This window comes from Telluria sp. LT2P34, from assembly GCF_059685915.1.
The window spans coordinates 1-6,178 of the sequence record NZ_JCASIN010000018.1 but is presented as its reverse complement, the minus strand read 5'-3'; the positions used below and the strand labels follow the sequence as shown (position 1 = coordinate 6,178).

At 59.4% G+C, this 6,178-nt stretch carries 4 protein-coding genes and 1 rRNA gene; 4 read left to right on the top strand and 1 reads right to left on the bottom strand.

Annotated features, from left to right (window positions below; all coding sequences use genetic code 11):
• Nucleotides 1-100: ribosomal RNA gene (gene rrf / locus AC56KZ_RS20910) — 5S ribosomal RNA — on the top strand; the annotation flags it as partial.
• A 237-nt stretch (nt 101-337) separates the two neighbouring features.
• Here the strand turns inward: rrf and AC56KZ_RS20905 are convergent.
• On the bottom strand, nt 338-1,495 hold the full coding sequence (locus AC56KZ_RS20905) for an OmpA family protein (protein ID WP_497164098.1): 1,158 nt from the start codon (nt 1,493-1,495) through the stop codon (nt 338-340).
• A gap of 308 nt (nt 1,496-1,803) precedes the next feature.
• Here AC56KZ_RS20905 and AC56KZ_RS20900 point away from each other — a divergent pair, with 308 nt between their 5' ends.
• The 3 genes from AC56KZ_RS20900 (at nt 1,804) to AC56KZ_RS20890 (ending at nt 5,759) form a co-directional block, all read left to right on the top strand.
• Nucleotides 1,804-2,565 (top strand): Crp/Fnr family transcriptional regulator, encoded by a 762-nt coding sequence (locus AC56KZ_RS20900; protein ID WP_497164099.1) that lies wholly within the window; start codon nt 1,804-1,806, stop codon nt 2,563-2,565.
• A 63-nt stretch (nt 2,566-2,628) separates the two neighbouring features.
• Nucleotides 2,629-4,944, top strand: coding sequence for a PAS domain-containing hybrid sensor histidine kinase/response regulator (locus tag AC56KZ_RS20895; RefSeq protein WP_497164097.1), 2,316 nt, complete (start codon nt 2,629-2,631; stop codon nt 4,942-4,944).
• Nucleotides 4,938-5,759 (top strand): response regulator, encoded by an 822-nt coding sequence (locus tag AC56KZ_RS20890; RefSeq protein ID WP_497164096.1) that lies wholly within the window; start codon nt 4,938-4,940, stop codon nt 5,757-5,759. Before AC56KZ_RS20895 ends, AC56KZ_RS20890 begins: the two co-directional genes overlap by 7 nt.
• Nucleotides 5,760-6,178: the final 419 nt, after the last annotated feature.

Genomic DNA, 6,178 nt, shown 5'->3' with positions numbered 1-6,178 from the left:
GCAAGTCGGTCCCACCCCTTCCCATCCCGAACAGGACCGTGAAACGACTTTGCGCCGATGATAGTGCTGCAACCAGTGTGAAAGTAGGTTATCGTCAGGCTAGTTATACGTAGTAGAGAAAAACCCCCACCAGCTTTTGAGCAGGTGGGGGTTTTTTTTCGTCTGGTGGTTTTGGTTGAAGTACCGGCTGATTTACCGCGGACTGGGCGAGCACTTGTTACCCTCCTGCCCCCGGTTCCTTCCGCGCTCGATCGCCCTCCGCGCCGGTAGCTTCGCCAGGCAGACGTAAAAAAACCGCCGCGGCTTGCGCCGGGCGGTTTTCAAAGAGCTCGCAGTATTACTGGGTGACGGTGCGGGTGCCGACGACTTCGATCGTCACGCGGCGGTTCTTGGCACGGCCTTCGTCGGTCGCGTTGTCAGCAACTGGCTGGGTCTCGCCCTTGCCTTCGGTGTACAGACGGGCCGGGTCCAGGCCTTTCGATACCAGATAGGCCTTGACTGCATTCGAGCGGCGCAGCGACAGCTTGTCGTTGTACTCGTTCGAGCCTTTGGAGTCGGTATGACCAACGGCGATCATCACTTCGGTGTTCATTCCCTGCAGTTTCGACATCATTTCGTCGAGCGCAGCTTTTCCTTCTGGTTTGACAACCGACTTGTCGAAGTCGAACAGCGCTTCAGCGGCGAACGACACTTTTTCCGAGGTTGGCGTTGGGGCCGGTGCGGCTACGACTGGTGCGGCTACCGGCGCTTCTACTGGTGCGGCCACTGGTGCGGCGGCGACTGGTGCGACGTAGGCGACTGCTGCTGGGCGGCCGAACTTGTAGACCAGGCTCAGGGTGGCAAAGTCGATCTGGCCACGGTTGCCGGCAGCATCGTTGACGCCTTTCAGGCGCTCGACTTCAGCGCGCAGGGCCAGGGCTTCGGTCAGCTTGAATTCGGCACCGACGCCGAACTTCGCGCCGCGACGGCCTTCATTTGGCGGGTTCGGGTTGCCCAGCGCGTTGAGGCGGTTACCGGTGAAGCTGGTGGTTGCCTTCGTGTATTGCAGACCAGCGCGGCCCAGCAGCGACAGGCGCTGGGTCAGCGGCAGTTGACCGACCAGGTCCAGGGCGCCGCCGCGGTATTCGGTTTCGCTAGCCAGGACGCCGTTGCCGGTCGTGGTTGCGCGGTAGTTGAACGAGCCCAGGTCGAAATACGACGCTTCGACTGCGAAGTAACGGCTCAGTTGCTTGCCGACGAACAGCTTGCCGCCGACGTCACGGGTGTCTTCGGAGAAGCCGGTGACCGTTTGGGTCCCCGTGGTCAGGCCGCGGACCTGACGGCTTGGGATGTCGGCGCGCGACTGGCCGATGCCGGCACCCATGTACCAGGCGCTGTTAGCCCAGTCTGGGTTGATGAATGGCGAACCGGTCTGTGCGGTGTCCTGTGCCTGGGCACTCATCATGGTTGCGCAGGCCAGTGCGATCAGTGCGGCGAGTTTTTTGGAAGTTTTCATAGTGCTATTGTTCTTTAGGTAAGTAGTTACTGATATCGATTGTGACGAAGGTGAAGCAAGATCCCGTCTGACTCGTTGACCTCTTGGTAAGACGGGTCGACAGTATAGACGCTTGCCGCGATTGCCGTAGCTCAGGTAGACGATTGCGTCTTCTCAAGACGAACTATTACCTTTTGATATCAACGCTTCTGTTCGTTAGCGCGCATAACAACAGCTGTTGGCTATTTCCACCGTAAAAAGTGTTGCGCGCATCAGACGTGTTACTCTGCCTCATCGTTTTTACCGCTGGTCAGCAAGAAAATCTCTGGATGCTACGCACGCAAGACCCAAACCAAAATCACCTCCTCGCAGCCCTGCTCGACGACGAGTTTGACCGCTTGTCTCCTCACCTTGAATCGATACCGCTGCGCCTTGGCGACGTGCTGTGTGAATCTGGCGGTACCCTTGACTATGTCATTTTCCCGACGACGGCCATCATTTCGCTCCACTACCTGTTGGAAAACGGTGGCTCATCCGAGATTGCCGGGGTTGGTAACGAAGGCATGCTGGGAGTGTCGCTCTTCATGGGCGGCGGCAGCACGCCGAGCCGGGCCGTGGTCCAGACCGGCGGCTTCGGTTATCGCTTGCCTGTGCGCGTCCTGATGGAAGAGTTCGACCGCGCCGGCCCGGTAATGCGGTTGTTGCTGCGCTACACGCAGGCCTTGTTGACCCACATGTCGCAGACCTCGGTGTGCAACCGCCATCATTCGGTCGAACAACAGCTGTGCCGCTGGCTCTTGCTGACACTGGACCGCTTGATGTCGAACGAACTGACCATGACGCAGGAACTGATCTCCAACATGCTGGGTGTGCGCCGCGAAGGAGTGACCGAGGCGGCAGGGCGCCTGCAGGGGCGCGGCCATATCAGCTATCGCCGCGGCCACATCACGGTACTCGATCGTCACGGCCTCGAACAGGATGTGTGCGAATGCTACGGCGTCGTCAAAAAAGAATTCGGCCGGCTGTTGTCGGATGTACGAAACAGACAACCCAAGCTGCCGGCCGAGCTGCTCCCGAACCGAGGCTCCTGACGCGATGTCGCTGTCATCATGTGCGCCAGTGCGGCGCTTACTTTTCCGTCATCGGATCCTGTCATGTTGTCTATAAAAAATACGTCGGCCGCAAGGCTGACATCCATCGGCTTTTCTGCCACCTTGCTTGTGTTGCTGCTGGTCGGCGCAATTGCACTCGCGCACGAAGACGGCAGCAATCGTGCCGCCGTGCACATCCTGACCAGCATCGGCTTGCTGCTCTGTTTCCTGGTGGGCTTGCTGTTGCTGGCGAAGCGCCAGGCACGCCTGCAGGCCGATCGCGAGGCTGCATTCAAGCAAGCACCGCTGCTGAAAGCGGGCGCTTTGCAGGACGCCATTTTTAATAGCGTTAATTTTTCCAGTATCGCCACCGATGCGCAGGGCGTGGTCCAGATTTTCAATGTCGGCGCCGAACGCATGCTGGGGTATCGCGCAGCCGATGTGGTCGACAAGCTCACGCCGGCTGACATCTCGGATGCACAGGAACTGATCGTGCGCGCCGATGCGCTCAGCGGGGAATTTCATACGACCATCCTGCCGGGCTTCGAAGCGCTGGTCTACAAGGCGGTGCGCGGTCTCGAGGACATTTATGAACTGACGTATATCCGCGCGGACGGCACCCGGGTTCCGGCCCTGGTCTCGGTCACGGCACTGCACGGGCCGGATGGCAAGCTGATCGGTTTCCTGCTGATCGGCACCGACAACACGGCACGCAAGCAGGTCGAAGCCGAGCAGGAGTTGCTTGACCAGCGTCTGCGCGACCAGCAGTTCTACACGCGCTCGCTGATCGAGTCGAATATCGACCCCCTGATCACGACCGATCCGCGCGGCACCATCAGCGACGTCAATCATCAGATGGAACTGTTGACCGGCCGTAGCCGCGACGAGTTGATCGGCGCGCCGTTCCGCAGCTGCTTTACCGAGCCGCAGCGTGCCGAGGAAGCGATTACCCGGGTGCTGCGCGAAAGCAAAGTCACGAATTATGAACTGACCGCACTGGCGCGCGACGGCACGGAAACTGTGGTGTCCTTTAACGCCACGACCTTCCACGACCGCGACCGCAAGCTGCAGGGTGTGTTCGCCGCCGCCCGCGACGTTACCGAGCGCAAGCATTTTGAGCATGCGCTACAGAAGAGCAACGTCGAGCTGCAGGGCGCGCGCGAAGCGGCCGAGAAGGCCAACCTCGCCAAGTCGGAATTCCTGTCGAGCATGAGCCACGAGCTGCGCACCCCGCTCAATGCGGTGCTCGGCTTTGCCCAGTTGATGGCCTCGGAAGTGCCGCCGCCGCCCGCGCGCCAGCAGCGCTCGATCGACCAGATCCTGAAAGGCGGCTGGTATCTGCTGCGCCTGATCAACGAGATCCTCGACCTGGCCATGATCGAGTCGGGCAAGGTGACGATGTCCCAGGAACCAATGTCGATGACCGACGTCCTCCAGGATTGCAAGGGAATGATCGAACCGCAGGCGGCCAAGCGCGGCATCGCCATGACCTTCCCGAGCTTTGACAACGCCCTGTACGTCCATGCCGATCGCACGCGCGTCAAGCAGGTGATGATCAACCTCCTGTCGAACGCGATCAAATACAACGGCAGTGGCGGCAGCGTGATTGTCCAGTGCGTCGCCGGCGACAAGGATCGCGTACGCGTCTGCGTCAAGGACACTGGCAGCGGATTGTCGGCAGAACAGCTTGCACAACTGTTCCAGCCATTTAACCGTCTTGGCCAGGAGGACGGGGGTGAAGAGGGTACCGGTATCGGGCTGGTCGTCACCAAGCAGCTCGTCGAACTGATGGGCGGGCAGATCGGCGTCGAAAGCGCTGTTGGCGTCGGCACGGTGTTCTGGGTAGAGTTCGCAGGGGCAGTAGCGCCGGTGCTCGACAACATTGAAGAAGTTGCGCTGGAACGGCGGCCGTCTGAGGCGCCCGAAGTCGGACAACAGCCGACCCTGCTGTATGTCGAAGACAATCCGGCGAACCTGGCACTGGTCGAGCAACTCATCGGGCGCCGCGGCGACCTGAAGCTTCTCACGGCCATCAATGCACCCCAGGGTATCGCACTGGCGCGCACCTACGTTCCGGATGTCATCCTGATGGACATCAACCTGCCAGGGATGAGCGGCTTCGGCGCACTCAAGGTATTGCAGGACGATCCACTGACGGCCCACATCCCGGTATTGGCCCTGTCCGCCAACGCCGTCCCCCGCGATATCGAAAAAGGACTCGAAGCCGGATTCTTCCGCTACCTCACCAAACCGATCCGCGTGCGCGAATTCATGGAAGCGCTCGACGTCGCTTTGCAGCACGGTGCACAGCACGGCGCGCGCCCCGCAGTAGAACTGAATAGTCCCGCCCCCCAGGAACCCGAGAAACTGCCATGCTAGAAGTCTCTGAAATACTCAACGCACAAATCCTGATCGTCGACGACCAGGAAGCGAACGTCATGCTGCTTGAAATGATGTTGCGTAACGAAGGCTACGTGAATATCACGACCACCCAGCAGCCGCGCGAGGTCTTCGCACTGCATGCGGCGATGCGATTCGACCTGATCCTGCTCGATTTGCAGATGCCGGAGATGGATGGCTTCGAAGTCATGGAAGCGCTCAAGACGATCGAGGTGGCGAGCTACCTGCCGGTGCTGGTACTGACCGCCCAGCCGGCCCACAAGCTGCGCGCGCTTCAGGCGGGCGCCAAGGATTTCGTCAGCAAACCTTTTGATATCGTCGAGGTGCAAACCCGCATCCACAATATGATCGAGGTCCGCCTCCTGTATCGCAAGCTGAACGACCATAACCAATTGCTCGAGAAGGCGGTACTCGAGCGCACTGCCGAGCTGCGCGAGAGCGAAGCGCGTTTCCAGCGCTTTACCGAGCTGTCGTCGGATTGGTATTGGGAGCAGGACGCCGCCGGCAACGTGACCATGTTCTCCGGGGCGGTGCAGGAGATGATGGGAATCGACGAAAACGCGACTGCCGAAGAATGGGCCGCCGCCGGATGGAACGTTGCTGAACGGGCAGCCTTGAGTGCCAAAATTGCGAACCGCGAGCCCTTCCTGGACTTCGGTTACAGCCGCACCTTCCCGGACGGTCGCGTCCAGTACCTGCAAGTCAGCGGCGAACCGATCTTCGACGCGGCATGCGCCTTTGCCGGATATCGCGGTGTCGGCGTCGACGTCTCCGAACGTATGGAATGGCCGTAACTAGGATCGAAAAAATGCCGGTACGGTACTTGCGGACCGCTGACCGCTTTGTTATGATTCGCGTCCGCTGCAGCGCTGTGTCTCAAACGGTTAACGAAATCAAGTAGTTAGCCTGCAACAAGCGCCGGAGTGGAAAAAACGGAGTTGACGAGTATCGCGAAACACTGCATAATCTCATCTCTCTGCTGCTGACAAACAAAACGCTTTGTCTCCAAGTGGCAAGTAGCACCGAATACAGTTCTTTAAAAATTAACAGTCGATAAGTGTGGGCGTTTGATGAAGGTGCCAGGGACTTCGGTTCCTGATTACTTAAATTATCAAATGTTCACAAAAGTATTAAGCGTTGTCTCAGCAATGGGATGACGGTCAGTATCGAGTGAGCGACCCCTGAGAAATCAGGGTGGCAGCAATGCCAACAA

Bases quoted from the DNA above. Each gene is read 5' to 3' on its own strand.
- AC56KZ_RS20890 (WP_497164096.1), top strand. From the start codon at position 4,938: ATGCTAGAAGTCTCTGAAATACTCAACGCACAAATCCTGATCGTCGAC.
- AC56KZ_RS20900 (WP_497164099.1), top strand. From the start codon at position 1,804: ATGCTACGCACGCAAGACCCAAACCAAAATCACCTCCTCGCAGCCCTG.
- AC56KZ_RS20905 (WP_497164098.1), bottom strand. From the start codon at position 1,495: ATGAAAACTTCCAAAAAACTCGCCGCACTGATCGCACTGGCCTGCGCA.
- AC56KZ_RS20895 (WP_497164097.1), top strand. From the start codon at position 2,629: ATGTTGTCTATAAAAAATACGTCGGCCGCAAGGCTGACATCCATCGGC.